The sequence below is a fragment of the Helicobacter pylori genome (genome assembly GCF_014496485.1).
Classification (GTDB): Bacteria; Campylobacterota; Campylobacteria; order Campylobacterales; family Helicobacteraceae; genus Helicobacter; species Helicobacter pylori_DD.
This window is the reverse complement of record NZ_JACTAX010000010.1, coordinates 33,664-52,645: the sequence shown is the minus strand read 5'-3', so window position 1 is coordinate 52,645 and position 18,982 is coordinate 33,664. Positions and strand designations below refer to the sequence as shown.

Below are 18,982 nucleotides of genomic sequence, written 5' to 3'. Positions count from 1 at the left end.
TTAAATTTTTTTTAATTCTTTTAAAAGAGCGGGCAAGGCGATGAGTAAGCCTGAACATAAGATCAAAGCCACCCCCAAAGAGCTTTTAAGATCCAAAAATGTATCGCCTAAATACAGCCCAAACAACAGCCCCCAAACAATGCGGGTGTATTCAATCGGGGCGATGATCCCAGCAGGAGCGTTCATGTAAGCATAAGTTAAGAAATACTGCCCTAAAGTCCCGCTAATCCCTATTAAAGAAATCCACAAAATATCCTCTTTTCTAGGGATGTGAATGCCTGTGGATAAAAAAGGAATATCAATGAACATGCCCGCTAATCCAAGAAGGCTCATGCCAAAGGCGAACGCTAAAATCACGGCCTGCTTGTCGTAATATTCCCTCAAATCCCTTAAAGTGATATACGCTAAAGACACAAAGATCCCGCTCAATATACCCATAATAATTTCAACCGGTCCCACATTTTCCACGCTAGGATCGGAGATCAACACCACCCCCACTAGCCCGATGCATGCGGAAATTAACGCGCTTCTTTTGAGTTTTTCTTTCAAAAGCAAAGGGGAAAGGAGCACCGTATAAATGGGCGCGCATTGCGAGAAAGCCGTCGCGGTAGCGAGCGAAATTTTTTCAATATTATAAAAAAACGCCAGCATGGCTAAGCCCCCCACAACGACCCTAAAGGCGAGTTTTTTAAAACCGCCTTGTTTGTAACTCTTCAAGCGGTAGGGTTTGAAAGGATAAATAAGTAAGAGTAAAAGCGTCATGGTAATGGAGCGGTAAAACACGTTTTCCATAGGGGAAAAATAATCCGCTGTGATTTTAACAAACGCACTCATGATCCCAAAGCATAAATTCGCCAAAAGTATCATTGAAACGCCAAATAAAATGGTATTACGCATGCCTTTTACCCATCAATAAAGATTTTTAGGGTAGTTTAACCTAAAATCTCTAATTAAGGATTAAAGTTTTTAAGCTCTAAACGCATAAAAGTTGCATTGATTGATAAAATCATGGTATAACAATGCTCTAGGAGTTTTACCTTTTGTTTATCCATTTTAAGCTCCTTATAGAAATATGAAAACACAAAAAACACGAATCCTTTTTGAAAATAAACTCCTAGACCCTTTTTAAAGGGTTTGAATGCCACTATTAGAAAACTCTTTTAAGCTTTTCAAGTCCCTTGTTTTGTTAAAACCCCATGCTATGAGGCTTATCTCATTAGGGAATGGATTTTGCTTAACATTAGCGTAAAATTCAATTTTAGGAAATTCACATGGCTGTTTCTTCTATCAATCAATTTGATTCTAACCTCTATGGGCTTTTAAACGCTAAAAGCACCCCTAAAGAAGACCTAGCTCCTATTGAAGGCACAGAAAAAATAGAGCGAGAAAAAAAGGACGCTCCAACAGAAAACCTCCCCTTTAACCCTGACAAGCGAGAGACTTACGGCTTTTTGGTTTTAGAATTGATGAGCGATAGAGAGTATGAGGCTTTTTTAAGGGCTACGGCCGGAATGGATGAGAGCCAAAAACGCCTTGCCGCTCAGTCGCTTTATAGTTTGACGGATTTTTATAACGGGAAATTCTCTAAAGAAGTGGAAAACGCCCCCAAGCAACCGGTGAATGGCTTGCACAAAAAAGCCTTTCAAACCTTTAACGCCACCAACCATAACGATTTTTTGCAACGCTACCAAAACGCTTACAACAACCCTTCGTCTATGGATGTGATCCTTTGAATATTAGGGTTAATCAAGGATTGATCATCAAAAATAGCGTTTTGATGATAGCCAACGCCCAGTGGGATCAAAGCTAAAAATTTTGGTTCAATCCGTTTCTTCTAAACTCTTAAACACCTTGATGAGATCTATATGCTCATCAATGTCATGCACTCTTAAAATACTCGCTCCATTTTGCAACGCCATTAAATGCAAACTCAAAGTGCCAGCGAGCCGGTTTTGAACTTCACGCCCGGTGATAAGCCCGATCGTGTTTTTACGGCTCGCTCCCACCAATAGGGGTTTTTTGAACTTAAGAAAGTGGCTTAAATGCTTGATTAAGGCTAAATTATGCTCTTTTAATTTAGCGAATCCAAACCCAATATCTAAAATAACATCTTGAAGCGCGTATTTTTCTAAAATCTCTAGTTTTTCCTTAAAGAAGCGATCCATTTCATCAAATAAATTGTGGTAAAAAACATTTTCTTGCATGTCTTTGGGGGTTTTTTGAGTATGCATTAAAATGCAAGTGGGTTTGTAATCTCTGGCGACTTCTAGCATTTCAATGCTATTAAAACCGCTCACATCATTAAGGATAGAAAAACAATGCTCCAAAGCCATTTTAGCGGTTTGGGCATGGTAGGTGTCTATGCTGAATTTAGCGTATTGGTAGAGTTTTTGGGATTTGATCTCTAGTAAAACTTCTTTCAAGCGATCTTGCTCTACTTTTGGATCAATGATTTCACTCTGCGGTCTTGAACTGGCCGCGCCTATATCAATGAGCGTGATACCCTTTTCTAGTAATTGATAGATTTCTTCAAGCGCTTTTTTGCTGTCAAATCGGCTTTTTTCATAGAAACTATCCGGCGTGAGATTCAAAACCGCCATGATCTGTGGGGCGTTAGGTTTGGGGGCTTTGAGGTGGCTTTTTAATTCTTGCGCTAAATGTTTAAGCCCAAAGGGTTGGGAATGGCACTTCACAATAAGGCGTTCTAATTGCTTAGCGCTCACAATCAACACCCCATCATAAAAAGGCTCTTTAGCTAAAATACAATCTCTTGGCGTGGCAAAATCGCCCCCAACGCTTATGGCCTCTTGCTTTAAAATGAGTGTTGCGCTTAAGGGCAGGTGTTGGATTTCAAAAACAAAGCTGACGCCTTTTTGGCGCATACGATCTTGCGCGATCTTTTCTGGGCCTATTTTTTGCAGAGCGTTTTTGAGTGCATTAGGGTTAAGGCGTTTTACAATCATGGCGTTTTCTTTTTAGATAAAAGGCTTAAAAGCAGGGGTAAAAGATTATAGCTGAGCTTGTAATAAGAGCTGTTAGCCTTGATCGCTAAATCAAAGGCTTGCAATTCTTGCTCATTTAAGGGGATCTTATGCCTGTTGATACTCTCTAACAGGCTTTCAATCCTTTCCCTCTGATTTTCTCTGGAATCAAAATTTTCTTTGTCTAAATTTTTCAAAAACGCATAAATGTCTTTCAGATCTAGCTTGGATAAATCCAAATCTAAAGGTTTTAGGGGGATTTTTTGGCGCTTGTCTTCTTTGATTAGGCGGGATTTAATGGTGGCTAACACATGGTTTGGGCTTTTAGCGAACATGATAAAACAAACGTTATTCGGGGGTTCTTCTAAGATTTTTAAAAGCGCGTTTTGGGCTTCTACGCCATAGCTAGGAGCGGCGATTAAAAAGGCGTTCAGTTCGCTGTGTTTTAGGTGAGCCTTTGAAATCACTTCTTTGGCATGCTCTATTTTAAAATCCTTGTTAAAAGTTTTGATCACCTTTTTGTCTTTTTCAATAATCTCGGTGTAGAATTTAATGTGGTGTTCAAAAAGGCTTGCAGTCTCTTCTAGGCTCTCTTCAAGATTATCCGTATAAATAAGGCGGTTGGAGTTTTTCACAAAGCAACCTTATTGTATAGCGCGCTAAAAAGCGCGTTTTCAAAGAGTTTGAAGAGTTGTAATAATTTATAATCTAGCAAACTATCATGCTCTTTTAAAAGCAAGCAATCTTCTTTAAGCTCTTCAAAAAGCCATAAAAAACTAGGGATTTTACTCAATAGTAAGGTTTTCAAGCCTTCATTTTCAACTTTCCCAACATGCCAAAACATGGGGTTTTGATAAGTCATCTCTATGGTGGCTAGAGAGAGATTCGCATCGTTTTTGGGGTAGAAAGAAGAAGCGTTAAAATCAATGACGGACAATAAGGGGCGCTCTTTTAAATCTTTAGGGTTTAAGTTAGAAAGAATGTAGTTTAAAAACCAATGCCTAGAAGAATCCGCGCTCACTAACAGCGATCCGCCATTAAGCACATGCGAAATGGTTTGCACGATGAGCTTGGCATAACTTGATCGTTCTAATTCCAGCCACCCGCTTTGTTGGGCGATAAATTCCCCCTGATCGCGCACAAATTCCTTGATCCAATCGTAGAAATTTTTCATTGATCTAATTGATACACCGCATGCAAAGTTCTAACCGCCAATTCAGCGTATTTAATGTCAATCAAAACCGAAATTTTAATCTCGCTTGTGGAAATCATCATGATATTGATATTGTCTTTGGCTAGGGCTTTAAAAGCGACGCTCGCTACCCCAGAATGCGACTTCATGCCCACGCCCACTATGGAAACTTTAGCGATATTTTCATCATAATCAATGGAATCCATTTGCGCTAAAAAAGGCTTTAAGGCCTGCTTGGTTTCTTCTATTTGGGTTTTAACGATCGTAAAATCCAAATCGGTTTTGCCATCTCTGCCGATCGTTTGGACTATCATATCCACGTTAATGCGATATTCCGCTAAAGCGCCAAAGATTTCAGCGGCAATGCCAGGCCGATCTTCCACGCCCTCCATGCTCACACGAGCCTGATTCTTATCCAATGCGATCCCGCTCACTATAGGGGTTTCCATGCGTTCTCCTTTAAAGTCTTTTTCAGCGACAATGAGCGTGCCTTCGCTATGGTTAAACGAATTGCGAGTCACTAATTTCACGCTGAGTTTTTTGGCTAATTCTACCGAGCGGTTTAATAACACTTTAGCCCCCATAGAAGCCAGTTCAAGCATTTCATCATAGCTGATTTGCGCGATTTTTTGAGCCTTTTCTTCAATGCGCGGATCGGTGGTATAAACGCCATCCACATCCGTATAAATTTCGCACAAATGCGCTTTTAAAGCCCCGGCCAAAGCGACCGCGCTCAAATCGCTCCCCCCACGCCCTAAAGTCGTTGTTTCGCCTTGAATATCAGCGCCTTGAAACCCAGCGATCACCACAATGTAGTTTTTTTCTAAAAGCCCTGTGATGCGTTTAGTGTCAATGGATTGGATCACAGCGTTTTGAAAATGCGAGCTGGTTAAAATGCCCGCTTCTTTCCCGCTCAAGGAAATGGCCCTATGCCCGTATCTCTCTAACGCCATGCTCAAAGCCGCGCTTGAAATCCATTCCCCCGTGCTGACAATCCTGTCCATTTCTCGCTTGTTAGGGTTATGGCTAAAATTCTTGCCAAATTCTAAAAGCCTGTCGGTTTCGCCGCTCATCGCAGAAACCACCACCACCACCTGATGCCCTAATTTAACGCTTTCTAAAACCCTTTGAGCGACATTGTGGATTCTTTCTATGCTGCCCATGCTCGTGCCGCCGTATTTTTGAACGATTAACACCCTATAAATACCCCTCTCTTTTGAAATAAGCAATGACTTGGCGGTACACTTGGCGTTTGAAGGGGACGATTTTTTTAAGCAAATCCTTAAGATGGATGAATTGATAGGCTCTAAATTCTGGCGTGTGTTTGTTCAAATCAATGTTGTTCGCATGCTTTAGGCGCACTAAAAAATAGCGTTGCTTTTGCCCGTCAAACGCATAGAATTTATGCTCCATATTGCTTGGGAAATCATAGGCGATCCATCTGGGGTATTGCGCTAAAATCTCTATTTCATTCGTGCCAATTTCTTCTAGTAATTCTCTATAAAGCGCTTCTAATGGGGTCTCTCCCTCATCAATGCCTCCTTGAGGGAATTGCCAAGCCCCTTCAATGTCTATGCGTTCAGCGATAAAAACTTCGCATGTATTAGGGTAGTCTGGCGACATGATAATGGCCGCAACGTTAGGACGATATTTTTTATGTAGCATAGGTCTTTATTTTAGCTCTTTCTTAATGTGATTAAGATCGTATTATAGTGTATGCTGGCTTTAAGTAGGGTTAAGAATGCCACTAAAATCAAAAATTAAGAAAAAAGGGCTTGAAACCCATTTTAATAGCGCCCAAATAACGCTATTAAAACTGAGAGGGTTTATTTGAGAGTGGGGATGTATTTGGCTAAAGCTTTGATGTCTTCATCGCTTAATTTTTTAGCTTGTGCGGTCATGACAGGATTCTTGTTGGCACCGCTTTTAAAATCCATAAGATCTTTTTCAATTTCCGCTTCACTCATCATGTTAACGATTTTGCTTTTGCCTAAAGCTTTTTTTTCAAACTTAACCCCATGGCAAGCGGCACAACCTTTTACAAGAGCTTTAACATCGGTTGCCATTAAAGCGTTTGCGAACGCCAAAACGCCTAAAGCCACAATAACCTTTTTCATCGTTTGTCTCCTTGATTACCAAAATAATCCTAAAATGATACAATTACAAGTTTAAGTTTTGCTTAAAAAATGAAGTGAAAATGAGAGAAATAAATATGATTTTATACATTCATATCCCCTTTTGTGAAAATAAATGCGGTTATTGCGCTTTCAATTCCTATGAAAATAAGCATGGGTTAAAAGAAAAATACACTCAAGCATTATGCTTGGATTTAAAGCATGCCTTAAGTCAAACTGACGAACCAATTGAAAGCGTTTTTATTGGCGGCGGCACGCCCAACACTTTAAGCGTGAAGGCTTTTGAAAGGATTTTTGAAAGCATTCATCAACATGCGCGCTTGAGCTTGGATTGTGAGATCACCACTGAAGCTAACCCTGAATTGATTTCTAAAGCTTGGTGTCAAGGCTTAAAAGATTTAGGGATCAACCGCTTGAGTTTAGGGGTGCAAAGTTTTAGGGAGGATAAATTGTTGTTTTTAGAGCGCCAACATTCCAAAAATATCGCCCCTGTGATAGAAACTATTTTAAAAAGCGGGATTGAAAATGTCAGCATTGATTTGATTTATAACACCCCATTAGACAATGAAACCTCCTTAAAAGAAGAATTAAACCTCGCTAAAGAACTCCCTATCAACCATTTGAGCGCTTACGCTTTGAGCGTTGAAAAAAACACGAATTTAGAAAAAAACGCCAAAAAACCCTCATGCGTGGATTTTGACAATGTGGTGAGAGAGGCTTTAGAGGGCTTTTCTTTCAAGCAATACGAAGTGTCTAATTACGCTAGAGATTATCAAGTCAAACATAATTTGGCTTACTGGGGGGCTAAAGATTATTTAGGGTGTGGGGCTGGGGCTGTGGGCTGCGTGGCGAATGAGCGCTTTTTTGCAAAAAAACTCATAGAAAACTACATTAAAGACCCCCTAAAACGCCAAGTTGAGACGCTTAATAAACAAGACAAGCGCTTAGAAAAGCTGTTTTTAGGCTTGAGGTGCGTGCTGGGGGTTGAACTTAGTTTGTTAGATAAAAATAAAGTAAAGTTTTTGATTGAAGAAAATAAGGCTTTCATTAAAAATAACCGATTGATAGCGAGCGATTTTTTCATGGCCGATGAAATGGCTTTGTGGCTGTTGTGATTTTAGGCTTTGCTTCAATCAAGCGTTAATAAAACGCCAGAAAGCGTTTTTTAATTAATGCCTATAAAATTTTTAGCCAAAAACCAACCAATGGCTACCCCAATAAGCCCTAAAATGTTAGTGCCTAAGACATAAGAAATGGCTTCAAGGTATTGGGATTTTTGCAAGAGTTTTAAAGTGTCTAGCCCATAAGAAGAAAAGGTCGTAAAACCCCCTAAAACTCCGGTAACAAAGAAAATCCCAAAATCATCGCCAAAAACTTTTTTAACAGCCAAATGCCCCATAAAGCCGATGACAAAACACCCTATGACATTCACGCTAAAAGTCCCTAAAGGGAAACTTTCAAACATTAAAAATTTACTGGGCATCATTTTGCCCACAAAATACCTTAACGAACTCCCTATAGCCCCCCCTAAAGCGGCCCATAAAAAGACAAGATTCATGCATCATCCTTTAAAAAATAACTGAGAGCATTATAATGAGGTGTTTTTAACATTCCTTAATCCTCAAACTTAAAGCCAGTTCTAAACACGCTTCTAAGGAGGGTTTTTTGGCAATATAGCTTGGAATGCCTTGTTCTTGTAAATAAGAAGCGGTCGTGTTGCCAATGCTTATAGCGGTGTAACTTTTTAAAAATTCAAAATAGTGCAAAAAGGCTTTTGCATGGCTTATGGCGGTGAAAATAAGAACGCTCTTTTCTTGGGGTTTTAGGGCGTTTTGTTCGCTTAAAGTCAAATGTTTGAGCTTGTTTTCATAAACAACGGCTTGTTGGAAATTGATGCCATGCTCTAAAAGAATGGTGTCTAAAGAAGAGGCAATTTCTTTTGCCCTAAGATACAAAACGCTTTTTTTTTCCAATAAGGGAAGGATTTCTTGAGCAAACTCTTTGCCATGGGCTTTTTCCCCTATAAAGGCGACTTTAAAATGGTGATCTTGTAAGGTTTTTGCGGTGGGTTCGCTCAAAGCGTAAGCAGGAATGTTTTGTAAAATTTTGAGTTTGGGGCTGTTTTTTAGAGTTTCTAGCAAGGAAAACACCGCATTTTTAGAAGTGAAAATCAGGGCGTTGAAAGGGGTTAAATCCAATTCTAAAGGATAGTAGTGCAATTCATTTAAAATGAGAGTCTTATAAGGGGCGATTCTTTGAGAATGCACCCATACAATCTCCCTCATGCCTAGTTTTTTTTAGCGCAAGTGTCATCATAGACCATTCTAAAGCCGTATTTTTCAAAATCATAGACATTGCCCTCTAAATAATAGGGCGTATAGCCTAATTCATGCATGCTTTTAGCCGCATCTAAAGCCCTGCGGCCAGCCCTGCAATGGAGCAACACTTTTTTATCTTTGTGTTTAGATAAAAAATCAGCGAGCTTTTCTTGGTCATTGACGCTAATGAGCGTAGCGTTAGGCAAATGCAATTCTTCATATTCGTCCAATTCGCGCACATCCACGACGATAAAATCATTGAAATTGACTTCTTCTAAACTGATTGCATAATCTTCAAGCATGTTTATCCTTAATTTTTAAAGTAAGGTTATGTTACAATGATTTGATAAATAAGAATGTTTAAGGAGAGTGTGTGGAAGAAAATTATCATGCTTTTTTTACCGAAGCGAGCGGGTTTTTAAACGAGCGGATCTTTAAGGATTATTTACGCCGTTTGGCTTATGGCATTGATGCGTCATGTTATCGTTATATCCCTAAAATAGTCGCTTGGGTGAAAAATGAAGAAGAAGTCCAAAAGATTTGTATTTTAGCCAAAAAGCATAGCGTTTCATTGACTTTTAGAGCGGCTGGGAGTTCCTTATCAGGGCAGGCGAGCTGTGATGGGGTGCTAGTGGTGGTGGTGCATTTTTTCAAAGACGCTCACATTTTAAATAACGCTACAAGCATTCAGCTCTCATGCGGAGTCATAGGAAGCCATGCGAACGCTCTATTAAAACCTTACCATAAAAAAATAGGCCCAGATCCTGCTACGATAAACACCGCTATGATAGGGGGGATTGTCGCTAATAACGCTAGCGGGATGTGTTGCGGGGTGGAGCAAAACAGCTACAAAACCCTAAAATCCTTAAGAGTCATTTTAGCTGATGGCACTCTTTTAGACACGGCCAATCAAGAGAGCGTTGAGGATTTCAAAAACGCGCGCAAAGATTTGATTGAAGGGGTTTTGAATTTAAGAAAAGAGATTTTAGAAGACAAAGAATTGCACGCTTTAATTAAGAAAAAATACGAGATCAAAAACACCACCGGCTATAGCTTAAACGCTCTCATTGATTTTGAAGATCCTATGGAGATCATCAGCCATTTATTCATAGGCTCTGAGGGGACTTTAGGCTTTATTTCAAGCGTGGAATTAGAATGCGTGAAAGACTACGCTTATAAAACTTGCGCGTTATTGTTTTATGAAAATTTGGAGCGATGCGCCAAAGCCGCTCAAATTTTAGCCACCTTAAAAGCCAAACAACCTGAAATGATTTCTTCAGCAGAGCTTATGGATTATGCGTGCTTAAAAAGCGTGAAAAATTTAGAGGGCATGCCTAGCGTGATTTTAGAAGTCAAAGAGCCTAACGCATGTTTACTCATTCAAAGCGAAAGCGATGATCCTTTAATTTTAGAAAACAACATGCAAGCGATTTTAAACGCCTTGAGCACAATACCGGTCGTTTTAGATTCTCAAATCAGCAGTGATCCTAACATTTATCAATCGTGGTGGAAGATCAGAAAAGGCATTTTCCCTATCGCAGCGTCAAAAAGAAAAAGCCAAAGCTCTGTGATCATTGAAGACGTGTGCTTCAGTCAAGAGGATTTTGTAGAGGGGGCAAAAGCGATTGAAGGGCTTTTAAAAAAACATGGCTTTAAGGATAACAGCATTATTTTTGGGCATGCCTTAAGCGGGAATTTGCACTTTGTCGTTACGCCGATTTTAGAAAATGAAGCTGAAAGAAAAGCGTTTGAAAATCTAGCTTATGAGATGTTTTTAATGGTGAGCAAAAGCTCTGGCTCTATTAAAGCCGAACATGGCACAGGCAGGATGGTAGCCCCTTTTGTGGAAATGGAGTGGGGAGAAAAAGCCTACAAAATCCACAAACAAATCAAAGAATTGTTTGATCCTAATGGCCTTTTAAACCCTGATGTGATCATCACAAACGATAAAGAAATCCACACTAAAAATTTAAAGAGCATTTACCCTATTGAAGAGCATCTGGACATGTGCATGGAATGCGGGTTTTGTGAAAGGATTTGCCCCAGTAAAGATTTATCTTTAACGCCACGACAACGAATCGTTATCCACAGAGAGGTAGAGCGTTTAAAAGAAAGGGTAAGCCATGGTTATGATGAAGATCAAGTTTTATTAGATGAGCTTTTAAAAGAGTCTGAATATTTAGCGCATGCCACTTGCGCGGTGTGCCATATGTGCTCTATGCTATGCCCTTTAGAAATTGATACCGGAAAGATCGCTTTAAATTATTATCAAAAAAACCCTAAAGGCGGAAAGATCGCTTCAAAGATCCTTAATCACATGCAAACAACCACAAGTGCGGCTCGTTTTTCTTTAAAAAGCGCTTTCGTGGTTCAAAAACTCATAGGCACTCACAACTTGGTGAGCCTAACTAAAGGGATTAAAAAGTTCATCAAACCTTTCCCTAAAGCCTTTCATTACATGCCCAAAAACAACGCCTATCCTTTAGAAAATAAAACGCATAAGAGCGAAGAAAAAGTCATTTATTTCAGCACCTGCATCAACCGCTCGTTTGCTCCATCAAAAGAAATGGCGGATAAAAGATGCATTCAAGAAGTGTTTGAATCCTTATGCCAAAAAGCCAAAGTTTCGGTAATGTATCCTAATGGATTGGATGCGCTTTGTTGCGGGAAAGCCTTCATCAATTACACCGACTTAACCAAACAAAACAATGAAAAAAACCATGCGATTTTTTTACAATTAAGCGATGAGGGAAAAATCCCCATTGTTTTAGACCATAGCGCATGTTCGACGCATTTTTTCAAGCAAATGAAAGCTTATAAGGATTTGAAAGTCTATGATTTGAGCGTCTATATTGAAGAAGTTCTAAGCCCTAAATTAAAATTCAACCCCATTAACGAAGACATAGGGTTATACACGATGTGCGCTTTAAAGCTAGAAAATAAAGAAGAGTTATTATTCAATTTGGCTAAAAAATGCACTTTGGGCGAGATTGTTATCCATAAAGAGACGGGTTGTTGTGGCTTTGCGGGGAATAAGGGCTTTTTTACCCCTGAATTGAACGAGAGCGCTTTAAACGGCTTTCAAGCGTTTTACCAATCCTATGATCTTAAAAGGGGCTTTTCCACTTCTAGCACTTGCGAAATTGGTTTGAGTGAAAAAACCCAATTCGCTTGGCAGCATATCGCTTATTTAGTGGATGCTTGCACGCTTTAATGGTGTATAATTAAAGACTTTCTTTAAAGGGTAAAGGCATTGGATAACACTCTCAAACATCTTGCCATTATTATGGATGGTAATGGCAGATGGGCTAAATTAAAGAATAAAGCTAGGGCTTATGGGCATAAAAAGGGCGTAAAAACCCTTAAAGACATCACGATCTGGTGCGCTAACCATAAGCTAGAATGCTTGACTTTATACGCTTTTTCTACGGAAAATTGGAAACGCCCTAAAAGTGAAGTGGATTTTTTGATGAAAATGCTTAAAAAATACCTTAAAGATGAGCGATCCACTTACTTGGATAATAACATACGCTTCAGGGCGATAGGGGATTTAGAGGGCTTTTCTAAAGAATTGAGAGATACGATTTTACGGCTTGAAAACGATACCAGGCATTTTAAGGATTTTACGCAAGTTTTAGCCCTTAATTACGGATCTAAAAACGAACTTTCAAGGGCGTTTAAAAGCTTATTAGAAAGCCCGCCTAACAATATAAGCCTTTTAGAAAGCTTAGAAAATGAAATTTCTAATCGTTTAGACACGCATGATTTGCCGGAAGTGGATTTGTTGTTACGAACAGGGGGGGAAATGCGCTTGTCTAATTTTTTATTGTGGCAGTCTAGTTATGCGGAATTGTTTTTCACGCCGATTTTATGGCCTGATTTCACCCCTAAAGATTTAGAAAACATCATTAGCGATTTTTACAAAAGAGTGCGCAAATTCGGGGAATTAAAATGCTAGTAGAAATAGAGAATTTGACTAAAACTTATGGGAGTTTAAAAGCGTTAGACAATATCAATTTAAAACTACCCAAACAACAATTTATAGGGCTTTTAGGCCCTAATGGGGCGGGCAAAACCACTCTGTTAAAAATTTTAGCCGGATTGAATTTGAACTATCAGGGGGAAGTGAAAATTTTAAATCAAAAGATCGGCATAGAGACGAAAAAAAGCGTGGCGTTTTTAAGCGATGGGGATTTTTTAGATCCTAAATTAACGCCTTTAAAAGCGATCGCTTTTTACAGGGATTTTTTCAGCGATTTTGATTCATCAAAAGCCCTAGATTTGCTCAAACGCTTCAGCGTGCCTTTAAAAAGAGAGTTTAAAGCCCTTTCAAAAGGCATGAGGGAAAAATTACAGCTGATTTTAACCCTATCACGAAACGCTTCTTTATATCTTTTTGATGAGCCGGTGGCTGGGATTGACCCTATCGCAAGAGAAGAGATTTTTGAGTTAATCGCTAAGGAGTTTAGCCAAAACGCAAGCTTGCTAGTCTCTACGCATTTGGTGGTGGATGTGGAAAAGTATTTAGACAGCGCGATTTTTTTAAAAGAAGCTAAAGTGGTGGCTTTTGGGGATGTGGGAGAATTGAAAAAAGGGTATAGCAGTTTGGAAGCGGCGTATAAAGAAAGGCTGAAATAAATCAGTAAAGGATTTCCTATTGAGTGATAATATTTTAAGAAATACTAAAAGCGTTTTTTATAATAAATAAAAGATTTTGACGCTAGTTAAATGATAACTTCTTAAAAAAGCGCTCTTTAGGGTTAGGGGGTTTAGTTTGGGGTTGTAGGGGGAATGAGTTTTACTATTAAAAATAAAATCTAAAGTCATGTCTAATCATAACAGATGTCTTGATTGCTAAAGATTGTATTGTTGCAGATGAAGCCTAAGATTGAATTGCGAGTTATCGCTTTGTTGGTGGTGAGATCTTTAGAAAAAATCTTTTTAGTAATATTTATGTTGGGTTTTGGTTTCGTTGAGTTTAGGTTTCATTAAGTTTGATGGGGTATTAAAATTAGAGATGGTTAGAATTTTTGTCTTATTGTTTTTGGTAGAATAATAATTTCTCACAAGGAATTACACATGAATAATATTTGGTTTCAGTATAAAATTGGCAAGCAACTAGATGAATTAGAAATTGAAGATTCTTTATGTCTTTCTTTATTTAAATCTCTTGAAAATTGTATTAAGTTTAAAAAACTTAGCAATATTGGATTAAAAGAAGCAGAAGTTAAAAGAGACGCTGAAATCTCAAGGTGGCATACAGAACTTTTAAGAGAAAAAAATCTTAAAGAACAGCGTAGGCAAAAAGAAGAGCAAGAAAAAAAATCTCAAGAAAATTTTCAAAAATTGATAGAATTTTGCAAACAACAAAATCGTGTTCTTAAAAAATTTGATAACACCAATTTTTCGTTTGAATGCGATGAGCCGGCTACAAAAAAGCCCTTAGAAAACCCTACAAACAACATTCTTAACTCCAATCATCAAAATACACAGCCACAAAACAATACTAAAATGTTTGATTATTTTGATAATCCTATGTTTAGGTATTGAAGTGAAAAAAGCATTATACATAATAAGTAAAATAACTCTTTGGTTATTGGCGCTTTTAGGTGTTTATGCTTTAGTGATCCTTGTTGCACTTAAAACCTATTATCAAAATAAAGGCTATAGTATTTTAACATTTGGAGTAATTATAATGACAGAAGAAACCTATGAAGCCTATCTTGATACGAATATTAAACAATTGGAAGAGATAAGAAATCAAAAGCTTAACAAAGCATTGGAATTGTGCAAACAATCAGGTCTTGTCCTTAGAGCGTTTGACGGCAAAAATTTTTCATTTAAATGCGATAAAACCAATCGCTCCAATAATCCTAACGAAAAGATAGATCCTTAGAATTTGAATTTTTTCTAAAAGATTAAGAGCAAAAAATTAGAAATTTGAACGCAATTGAAACCTTACCGCCCATACCCACGACTATAATTTCTCTCGTTTTCTATTTTTTGATTGTGTTTTTTATGCTGTATAGTTTTGCATGGAATTTCTTTAAAATTTAAGTATAATTGTAAGAATCGCCTAGATGATTCGTGTTTCTTATTGATGGCAAGTTCGTTGAAAAAATAAGTTAGGCTAAGGTAGTGGTTTTTGTGTGATGGCATTTTTTAAATCTGCCCCTAAGAAAATCCTCCTAGTCTTATTAGTGTAGGTTTGTTGAACTTATGCACATGTAAAAGTAGCGGTCATCTGGGTTTAAAAACAACCACATTTTAGGAAAGACATGAAAGATAACAACAGCTATAATGTTTTAATTGTGGGGAATAAAGGGCGGGAGTATGCTTTGGCTCAAAGGCTTCAGCAAGATGAGCGAGTGAATGCTTTGTATTTTTGTTTGGGTAATGGTGGCACTCAAGATTTAGGCGAAAATCTGGAATGCGAACATTACGAGCATATCGTGGAATTAGCCCTTAAAAAACAAATCCATTTAGCCATCATTTCAGAAGAAGAGCCTTTGATTTTAGGGCTTACAGAGAGATTAGAAAAAGCGGGGATTTTAGTGTTTGGGGCTTCTAAAGAAGCGGCTAAGTTAGAGGCTTCTAAAAGCTATATGAAAGCTTTTGTTAAAGAATGCGGTATCAAAAGCGCGTCTTACTTTGAAACAAACGACTTAAAAGAAGCTCTCAGTTATATTCAAAACGCTTCTTTCCCCTTAGTGATTAAAGCGTTGAATAAAAACACAAGCATTGTCCATCAAGAAGAAGAAGCGATAAAAATCCTTGAAGACGCTTTTAAACAAAGCAATGAGCCTGTGATCATAGAGCCTTTTTTAGAGGGGTTTGAGCTTTCAGTTACAGCGCTCATAGCCAATGATGATTTTATCTTGTTGCCCTTTTGCCAAAACTACAAACGCTTATTAGAGGGGGATAATGGGGTCAATACAGGAGGTATGGGAGCTATCGCTCCTGCAAACTTTTTCTCTAATGAATTAGAAGAGAAAATAAAAAATCATATCTTTAAACCCACTTTAGAGAAACTTCAAGCTGACAACACGCCTTTTAAAGGGGTTTTACTCGCTGAAATTGTAATCATAGAAGAAAAGGGCGTTTTAGAGCCGTATTTATTGGATTTTAGCGTGCGTTTTAAAGATATTGAATGCCAGACGATTTTACCCCTTTTAGAAAGCTCGCTTTTAGATTTGTGTTTGGCTACAGCCAAGGGGGAATTGCATTCTCTTGAATTGGTGTTTTCTAAAGAATTTGTGATGAGTGTCGCGCTTGTTTCTAGGAATTACCCCACTAGCTCTTCGCCCAAGCAAACCCTTTATATTGATCCGGTTGATGAAAAAAAGGGTCATTTGATTTTAGGGGAGGTGGAGCAGGATAATGGCGTGTTTGAAAGCAGTGGGGGGAGGGTGATCTTTGCCATTGGCAGAGGAAAATCCTTATTAGAAGCCAGAAACCATGCTTATGAAATCGCTCAAAAGGTGCATTTTGAAGGCATGTTTTATCGCAAGGATATTGGTTTTAAGGTGTTGGATTTGAAAGAATATTCTTAAAGGTTAAAGTTTAAGACAAACCAAAGAGTTTGTCTTGTTTGTTTTTGAATGCGCTCTCCAAATTTAGAAAAAGAAGAAACTGAAATCATAGAAACACTCCTTATGCGTGAAAAAATGCGTTTATGCCCCTTGTATTGGCGCATCTTAGCGTTTTTAACCGATGGTTTGTTAGTGGTGTTTTTATTGAGCGATCTTTTAGACGCATGCGATTTTTTGCATTCTTTATACTGGCTAGCTAACCCCATTTATTACAGCGCGTTTGTTGTGATGGGTTTTATCATCTTGTATGGCGTTTATGAAATCTTTTTTGTGTGTTTGTGCAAGATAAGTTTGGCTAAACTGGTTTTTAGGATTAAAATTATTGATATTTATTTAGCAGATTGCCCCAGTAGGGCTATTTTATTGAAGCGTTTAGGGTTAAAAATCGTGGTTTTTCTATGCCCCTTTTTATGGTTTGTGGTGTTTAAAAACCCCTATCATAGGGCGTGGCATGAAGAAAAAAGCAAAAGTCTTTTGGTGTTGTTTTAAAATGATTCGTTGGTTGTATTTGGCGGTCTTTTTTTTGTTGAGCGCATCAGAGGCTAAAGAAATCGCCATGCAACGATTTGACAAACAAAACCATAAGATTTTTGAAATCCTTGCGGATAAAGTGAGCGCTAAAGACAATGTGATAACCGCTTCAGGGAATGCGATCCTATTGAATTATGACGTGTATATTCTAGCGGACAAGGTGCGTTATGACACCAAGACTAAAGAAGCGTTATTAGAAGGCAATATCAAGGTTTATAGGGGCGAGGGTTTGCTCGTTAAAACCGATTACGTGAAATTGAGTTTGAATGAAAAATATGAGATCATTTTCCCCTTTTATGTCCAAGACAGCGTGAGCGGGATTTGGGTGAGCGCAGATATTGCTAGCGGGAAGGATCAAAAATATAAGGTTAAAAACATGAGCGCTTCAGGGTGCAGCATTGATAACCCCATTTGGCATGTCAATGCGACTTCAGGCTCATTCAACATGCAAAAATCGCATTTGTCAATGTGGAATCCTAAGATCTATATCGGCGATATTCCTGTATTGTATTTGCCTTATATTTTCATGTCCACGAGCAACAAGCGAACCACCGGGTTTTTATACCCTGAGTTTGGCACTTCCAACTTAGACGGCTTTATTTATTTGCAACCCTTTTATTTAGCCCCCAAAAACTCATGGGATATGACCTTTACCCCACAAATCCGCTATAAAAGGGGGTTTGGATTGAATTTTGAAGCGCGCTACATCAACTCTAAAGACGACAGGTTTTTATTCAACGCGCGCTATTTTAGGAATTACACCCAATACGTCAAACGCTACGATTTGAGAAATCAAAATATCTACGGGTTTGAATTTTTAAGCTCTAGCAGGGACACTTTACAAAAATACTTTCATCTTAAGTCTAATATTGACAACGGGCATTACATTGACTTTTTATACATGAACGATTTGGACTATGTGCGTTTTGAAAAGGTTAATAAGCGCATCACAGACGCCACGCACATGTCTAGGGCGAATTACTATTTGCAAACAGAAAACAATTATTACGGCTTGAATATCAAGTATTTTTTAAACCTGAATAAAATCAACAATAACCGCACTTTCCAATCTGTCCCTAATTTGCAATACCATAAATATTTAAATTCTTTGTATTTTAAAAATTTGTTGTATTCAGTGGATTATCAGTTTAGAAACACCGCAAGAGAGATTGGTTATGGCTATGTGCAAAACGCTTTGAATGTGCCGGTGGGCTTGCAATTTTCTTTGTTTAAAAAGTATTTGTCTATAGGGCTTTGGAATGATCTCCAACTATCTAATGTGGCTTTAATGCAATCTAAAAATTCCTTCGTGCCTACGATCCCTAATGAATCAAGGGAATTTGGGAATTTTGTGTCTTCAAATTTTTCCATGTATGTCAATACGGATTTAGCCAGAGAATACAACAAGCTTTTCCACACGATCCAACTAGAAGCGATTTTCAACATCCCTTATTACACCTTTAAAAACGGCTTGTTTTCTCAAAATATGTATGCTTTAAGCGCGCAAGCTCTAAACAGCTACACTTCGCCTTTATTGAGAGATTATGATTATCAAGGGCGTTTGTATGACTCCGTGTGGAATCCTAGCAGCATTTTACCTAGCAATGCGAGCAATAAGACGGTGGATTTAACCCTAACGCAATACCTTTATGGCTTAGGGGGGCAAGAGTTATTGTATTTTAAAATATCGCAACTCATCAATCTTGACGATAAAGTTTCACCCTTTAGAATGCCACTAGAGAGCAAGATCGGGTTTTCGCCCTTAACAGGATTGAACATCTTTGGGAATGTCTTTTATTCGTTTTATCAAAACCGCCTAGAAGAAATCTCTGTGAACGCCAATTACCAACGCAAGTTTTTAAGCTTTAACCTCTCTTATTTTTTAAAAAACAATTTTAGCAGTGGGATTAACAGCATTGTAGAAAATCCTGCGGATTATTTAAAGGCGGGTTTTAGCAACGACTTTGGTTATTTTTCCATGAGCGCGGATGTGGGTTATGATATTAGAAACAATGTGGTTTTAAATTGGAATGTGGGGATTTATAAAAAAATCCGTTGTTTTGGGATTGGCTTTCAATTCGTCAACCAACGACGCCCTATCCTCACCGGCGATCCCAACCAACCTATAAGAGTGTTTGAAAATAACTATGTTAAGCTAGAATTAGACTTTTCACCGATCACTAAAACCAATGTAACTTACCGCTCTTTACAGCGTAAGTAAAAAAAGGAATAG

Annotated in this window: 21 protein-coding genes; 10 read left to right on the top strand and 11 right to left on the bottom strand. The window is 38.3% G+C overall.

Annotation, left to right across the window (positions count from 1 at the left end):
- Together IC572_RS06190 and IC572_RS06185 are read right to left on the bottom strand one after the other, a co-directional pair.
- Window positions 1–897: a DMT family transporter gene (locus IC572_RS06190; protein WP_001246329.1), complete on the bottom strand. Its 897-nt coding sequence runs from the start codon at window positions 895–897 to the stop codon at window positions 1–3.
- Window positions 898–950: 53 nt separating this feature from the next.
- On the bottom strand, window positions 951–1,148 hold the full coding sequence (locus IC572_RS06185) for a hypothetical protein (RefSeq protein ID WP_000225330.1): 198 nt from the start codon (window positions 1,146–1,148) through the stop codon (window positions 951–953).
- A gap of 123 nt (window positions 1,149–1,271) precedes the next feature.
- Here IC572_RS06185 and IC572_RS06180 point away from each other — a divergent pair, with 123 nt between their 5' ends.
- Complete coding sequence (locus tag IC572_RS06180; RefSeq protein ID WP_187855424.1) at window positions 1,272–1,733, top strand: hypothetical protein; 462 nt, start codon at window positions 1,272–1,274, stop codon at window positions 1,731–1,733.
- 87 nt (window positions 1,734–1,820) lie between these two features.
- Here IC572_RS06180 and folP read toward each other — a convergent pair whose 3' ends face one another.
- From folP to IC572_RS06150, 6 genes are all read right to left on the bottom strand, one after another.
- On the bottom strand, window positions 1,821–2,963 hold the full coding sequence (gene folP / locus IC572_RS06175; RefSeq protein ID WP_187855422.1) for a dihydropteroate synthase: 1,143 nt from the start codon (window positions 2,961–2,963) through the stop codon (window positions 1,821–1,823).
- Window positions 2,960–3,616 carry a DNA polymerase III subunit delta' gene (locus IC572_RS06170; RefSeq protein ID WP_033613187.1) on the bottom strand — a complete coding sequence of 219 codons (657 nt, stop codon included), beginning with the start codon at window positions 3,614–3,616 and terminating at the stop codon, window positions 2,960–2,962. The genes folP and IC572_RS06170 overlap by 4 nt, the downstream gene beginning before the upstream one ends.
- On the bottom strand, window positions 3,613–4,155 hold the full coding sequence (locus IC572_RS06165; RefSeq protein WP_187855420.1) for a HobA family DNA replication regulator: 543 nt from the start codon (window positions 4,153–4,155) through the stop codon (window positions 3,613–3,615). Before IC572_RS06165 ends, IC572_RS06170 begins: the two co-directional genes overlap by 4 nt.
- The gene (locus tag IC572_RS06160) at window positions 4,152–5,369 is read right to left on the bottom strand and encodes an aspartate kinase (RefSeq protein WP_001941890.1); all 1,218 of its coding nucleotides are present in this window, start codon (window positions 5,367–5,369) and stop codon (window positions 4,152–4,154) included. The genes IC572_RS06165 and IC572_RS06160 overlap by 4 nt, the downstream gene beginning before the upstream one ends.
- Window position 5,370: 1 nt before the next feature.
- Window positions 5,371–5,838 carry an RNA pyrophosphohydrolase gene (locus tag IC572_RS06155; protein ID WP_000902591.1) on the bottom strand — a complete coding sequence of 156 codons (468 nt, stop codon included), beginning with the start codon at window positions 5,836–5,838 and terminating at the stop codon, window positions 5,371–5,373.
- A gap of 161 nt (window positions 5,839–5,999) precedes the next feature.
- Window positions 6,000–6,290, bottom strand: coding sequence for a c-type cytochrome (locus IC572_RS06150; RefSeq protein ID WP_000756025.1), 291 nt, complete (start codon window positions 6,288–6,290; stop codon window positions 6,000–6,002).
- Between the two features lie 95 nt (window positions 6,291–6,385).
- Between IC572_RS06150 and hemW the strand changes: the two genes are divergently transcribed.
- The gene (gene hemW / locus IC572_RS06145; protein WP_187855437.1) at window positions 6,386–7,423 is read left to right on the top strand and encodes a radical SAM family heme chaperone HemW; all 1,038 of its coding nucleotides are present in this window, start codon (window positions 6,386–6,388) and stop codon (window positions 7,421–7,423) included.
- Between the two features lie 50 nt (window positions 7,424–7,473).
- Here hemW and crcB read toward each other — a convergent pair whose 3' ends face one another.
- From crcB to IC572_RS06130, 3 genes are read right to left on the bottom strand one after another with little or no spacing between them, the layout of a single operon-like run.
- A complete protein-coding gene (gene crcB, locus IC572_RS06140) occupies window positions 7,474–7,866 on the bottom strand; it encodes a fluoride efflux transporter CrcB (RefSeq protein ID WP_127956123.1) in 393 nt (130 codons plus the stop codon).
- Window positions 7,867–7,912: 46 nt separating this feature from the next.
- Window positions 7,913–8,593, bottom strand: a complete 681-nt coding sequence (locus IC572_RS06135) for a uroporphyrinogen-III synthase (protein ID WP_187855419.1) — start codon at window positions 8,591–8,593, stop codon at window positions 7,913–7,915.
- 2 nt (window positions 8,594–8,595) lie between these two features.
- Complete coding sequence (locus tag IC572_RS06130) at window positions 8,596–8,928, bottom strand: rhodanese-like domain-containing protein (protein ID WP_000888808.1); 333 nt, start codon at window positions 8,926–8,928, stop codon at window positions 8,596–8,598.
- A 71-nt stretch (window positions 8,929–8,999) separates the two neighbouring features.
- On the opposite strand from IC572_RS06130, the gene IC572_RS06125 reads away from it, so the two are divergent.
- From IC572_RS06125 to IC572_RS06090, 8 genes are all read left to right on the top strand, one after another.
- Window positions 9,000–11,840 carry an FAD-binding and (Fe-S)-binding domain-containing protein gene (locus IC572_RS06125; protein WP_187855417.1) on the top strand — a complete coding sequence of 947 codons (2,841 nt, stop codon included), beginning with the start codon at window positions 9,000–9,002 and terminating at the stop codon, window positions 11,838–11,840.
- A 39-nt stretch (window positions 11,841–11,879) separates the two neighbouring features.
- A complete protein-coding gene (locus IC572_RS06120; RefSeq protein ID WP_000370662.1) occupies window positions 11,880–12,584 on the top strand; it encodes a di-trans,poly-cis-decaprenylcistransferase in 705 nt (234 codons plus the stop codon).
- Complete coding sequence (locus tag IC572_RS06115) at window positions 12,578–13,264, top strand: ABC transporter ATP-binding protein (RefSeq protein WP_000959617.1); 687 nt, start codon at window positions 12,578–12,580, stop codon at window positions 13,262–13,264. The genes IC572_RS06120 and IC572_RS06115 overlap by 7 nt, the downstream gene beginning before the upstream one ends.
- Before the next feature lie 441 nt (window positions 13,265–13,705).
- Entirely contained in the window at window positions 13,706–14,176 is a 471-nt protein-coding gene (locus IC572_RS06110) for a hypothetical protein (protein ID WP_187855415.1), read from the top strand.
- 1 nt (window position 14,177) lies between these two features.
- Entirely contained in the window at window positions 14,178–14,522 is a 345-nt protein-coding gene (locus IC572_RS06105; protein ID WP_187855413.1) for a hypothetical protein, read from the top strand.
- Window positions 14,523–14,904: 382 nt separating this feature from the next.
- A complete protein-coding gene (gene purD, locus IC572_RS06100; RefSeq protein WP_187855411.1) occupies window positions 14,905–16,179 on the top strand; it encodes a phosphoribosylamine--glycine ligase in 1,275 nt (424 codons plus the stop codon).
- A gap of 48 nt (window positions 16,180–16,227) precedes the next feature.
- Window positions 16,228–16,707 (top strand): RDD family protein, encoded by a 480-nt coding sequence (locus IC572_RS06095; RefSeq protein ID WP_187855409.1) that lies wholly within the window; start codon window positions 16,228–16,230, stop codon window positions 16,705–16,707.
- Window position 16,708: 1 nt separating this feature from the next.
- Entirely contained in the window at window positions 16,709–18,970 is a 2,262-nt protein-coding gene (locus IC572_RS06090) for an LPS-assembly protein LptD (RefSeq protein WP_187855435.1), read from the top strand.
- The last annotated feature ends 12 nt before the right edge of the window (window positions 18,971–18,982 follow it).

Coding starts and splice junctions, on each gene's coding strand:
- IC572_RS06190 (WP_001246329.1), bottom strand. CDS start 897: ATGCGTAATACCATTTTATTTGGCGTTTCAATGATACTTTTGGCGAAT.
- IC572_RS06180 (WP_187855424.1), top strand. CDS start 1,272: ATGGCTGTTTCTTCTATCAATCAATTTGATTCTAACCTCTATGGGCTT.
- folP (WP_187855422.1), bottom strand. CDS start 2,963: ATGATTGTAAAACGCCTTAACCCTAATGCACTCAAAAACGCTCTGCAA.
- IC572_RS06165 (WP_187855420.1), bottom strand. CDS start 4,155: ATGAAAAATTTCTACGATTGGATCAAGGAATTTGTGCGCGATCAGGGG.
- IC572_RS06155 (WP_000902591.1), bottom strand. CDS start 5,838: ATGCTACATAAAAAATATCGTCCTAACGTTGCGGCCATTATCATGTCG.
- IC572_RS06150 (WP_000756025.1), bottom strand. CDS start 6,290: ATGAAAAAGGTTATTGTGGCTTTAGGCGTTTTGGCGTTCGCAAACGCT.
- hemW (WP_187855437.1), top strand. CDS start 6,386: ATGATTTTATACATTCATATCCCCTTTTGTGAAAATAAATGCGGTTAT.
- crcB (WP_127956123.1), bottom strand. CDS start 7,866: ATGAATCTTGTCTTTTTATGGGCCGCTTTAGGGGGGGCTATAGGGAGT.
- IC572_RS06135 (WP_187855419.1), bottom strand. CDS start 8,593: ATGAGGGAGATTGTATGGGTGCATTCTCAAAGAATCGCCCCTTATAAG.
- IC572_RS06130 (WP_000888808.1), bottom strand. CDS start 8,928: ATGCTTGAAGATTATGCAATCAGTTTAGAAGAAGTCAATTTCAATGAT.
- IC572_RS06115 (WP_000959617.1), top strand. CDS start 12,578: ATGCTAGTAGAAATAGAGAATTTGACTAAAACTTATGGGAGTTTAAAA.
- IC572_RS06110 (WP_187855415.1), top strand. CDS start 13,706: ATGAATAATATTTGGTTTCAGTATAAAATTGGCAAGCAACTAGATGAA.
- purD (WP_187855411.1), top strand. CDS start 14,905: ATGAAAGATAACAACAGCTATAATGTTTTAATTGTGGGGAATAAAGGG.
- IC572_RS06095 (WP_187855409.1), top strand. CDS start 16,228: ATGCGCTCTCCAAATTTAGAAAAAGAAGAAACTGAAATCATAGAAACA.
- IC572_RS06090 (WP_187855435.1), top strand. CDS start 16,709: ATGATTCGTTGGTTGTATTTGGCGGTCTTTTTTTTGTTGAGCGCATCA.